At 33.0% G+C, this 267-nt stretch carries 1 pseudogene; it reads right to left on the reverse strand.

The annotated features are described in order from the left end of the window. Positions 1–267: pseudogene (locus AAEY87_RS14045) on the reverse strand (PPC domain-containing protein); the annotation flags it as partial.

Here is a 267-nt window from a genome sequence, read left to right on the forward strand (position 1 = left end):
CTATAGAATAGATAGTTCTAGCCAATATGGAGGTGTTTTTCCTTTAGAAGCTTGAGAACGTGGCTGAAGAATACGCAATTCATATTTACCTGAATATGGAAGCTTGTAATAACCTTGGTTATCTAGTTCAGAGGAATATTCTACTACATTGACAGAATCTGATAAATTATTATTAAATAAATAAGAATCCACATTCGCTGCCGTTGTTTTAACAGAAAGCTTTTGGTTCTTTTTGGCATAAAATGTATAGGAATCGTACTTACTACC

The organism is Psychrobacter sp. S1-30-MNA-CIBAN-0213, assembly GCF_040309845.1.
Lineage (GTDB): Bacteria > Pseudomonadota > Gammaproteobacteria > Pseudomonadales > Moraxellaceae > Psychrobacter.